General features: G+C 43.7%; 3 protein-coding genes. 1 reads left to right on the forward strand and 2 read right to left on the reverse strand.

The window, feature by feature from the left end; all coding sequences use genetic code 11:
* Positions 1–383: DNA-binding protein (locus G544_RS20990; protein ID WP_036024547.1), on the reverse strand; the 383-nt coding region annotated here is incomplete at its 3' end.
* Positions 384–396: 13 nt separating this feature from the next.
* Entirely contained in the window at positions 397–663 is a 267-nt protein-coding gene (locus G544_RS0117945; RefSeq protein ID WP_051155824.1) for a helix-turn-helix domain-containing protein, read from the reverse strand.
* A 122-nt stretch (positions 664–785) separates the two neighbouring features.
* On the opposite strand from G544_RS0117945, the gene G544_RS20995 reads away from it, so the two are divergent.
* Positions 786–1,400: a helix-turn-helix domain-containing protein gene (locus G544_RS20995; RefSeq protein ID WP_051155825.1), complete on the forward strand. Its 615-nt coding sequence runs from the start codon at positions 786–788 to the stop codon at positions 1,398–1,400.
* Positions 1,401–1,613 lie beyond the last annotated feature (213 nt).

Consider the following 1,613-nt stretch of genomic DNA (forward strand, 5'->3'; position numbering starts at 1 on the left):
CCAACGACAAGCGCGATACGGGCGTCAGCGACTTCACGCTGCGCCGTTGTTAGCTCCGCAAGCTTCTGCTCCATCAGCGCGGGACATTTGCGGTAAAGGGTGATCTTACCTTCTTCACGGCTTTTGATTTTAGGTACGACGGGTGCAGGACTGGCGTCCGTTGGTGTCGCCATAAGGGCTTGCAGGTGACGCTGTATAGCGATTTCCTTTGCTTCAAGTGGCAAAGTGTCAATGTGATATTCAAAGGCTTTAGTACCGTCACGGCGGCGGCGAAGCTCTTTAGCTCCACCGACTACTTTGTCGAGACGATGGCGTATGTTGTGCTCCATGCTGGGCAACCCCGGCAGTGCAACGCACTCTTTAGCAGTTAACCAAATGGACATTCCATATCCCCCATTACGCCGTCATAGGCTGTTCGGATGAATAACGGCTAGGCCAAATAACAGCAGGTGGGACACCTATCTTTTGTGCGATAGCGACTTGATAACTTGGACATTTGCGATAGAACACATTACGCACACTACCTTCTTTTAGGCCGCGTTCCTTTTCAATATCGCGTAAATCAAAGCCTTTACGCTTAAGTGCGCCAATGATTGCTTCGCTAGGCCAGTCTTTACCCAGCTCGACAAACAAGTCTGTTAAATCTTGTTTATGGGGCTTCATTATGTGATCCTTATGAGTTTACTTACCGAAACTGATAATCGAATCTGATTATCAATATTCATAAATTTACGCGAACAATAATCCGAGGTCAATCGGTTTTTTGTTCTAAATAAAGGTGATGTATGGAAGAAAAAAATAAAGAATCAAAATCAAGTGGTTACAAGGAAAAAACCGGAGATGAATTAATAAACCGAAATCGGATTATTGTGCGCGAAGGAATAAACCGATTCGGCGAGCGATTAAAGAAAGCTATGGGAGGAATGAGTAATAGCGAGTTAGGTAGAAAAAGTGGAATGTCTGAAGCTACAATTCGCAAGTATCTCCAAGGGAAGATCTACCCAGGTATAGACAGTGCGGCACTGATTGCTAATGCATGTAACGTTCCTTTGATGTGGTTGGTGTCTGGTATCGAACTAAACGACGAAAAAAGAGAGGTGAGTTCACTATTGTCTGAGCTATTAGGTCATCTTGATGAGGTAGATAAACAGATGCTAACCAACCTTCTTGTTAAGGAAGGTATAAACACATTACTCGCTCTTTTGGATAAAAATAACTTATTGCTTTTACAACAGCCTGATACGCTCAAGGCTCACATGATACAGGAGTACATAACTGGCCCTCTCCGAGAAGAGGAAGCAACAACAGCCAGCACCACGAATAAAGTGTGTGCTCGCGCAAATGAGGAACAGACGACACCTGAAAGCCTAACAAATACTAGGCCAAGGAAGGCAGGATAGCCATGATAGAAATAGCTACGCAGTGATTATCTAAGCGTGGCTTGGATACCTCAATATTGGTAAGCTATAACCTGTATGGATTTTCGGCAAATGGAACTCTATAATGACTTGACGCAGGAATTTAAAATTTCGTTTAAACGTTCTTTAAATATGGTTTGAATGAATAGAGCGTAGTATCAAATGTTTTGTAATTCCCCCGCTTTTGGGAGACTG

This window comes from Leminorella grimontii ATCC 33999 = DSM 5078 (assembly GCF_000439085.1).
GTDB classification, from domain to species: Bacteria; Pseudomonadota; Gammaproteobacteria; order Enterobacterales; family Enterobacteriaceae; genus Leminorella; species Leminorella grimontii.

What these genes read in the sequence shown, in the direction of transcription:
- G544_RS20995 (WP_051155825.1), top strand. Translation starts at nt 786, where the DNA reads ATGGAAGAAAAAAATAAAGAATCAAAATCAAGTGGTTACAAGGAAAAA.
- G544_RS0117945 (WP_051155824.1), bottom strand. Translation starts at nt 663, where the DNA reads ATGAAGCCCCATAAACAAGATTTAACAGACTTGTTTGTCGAGCTGGGT.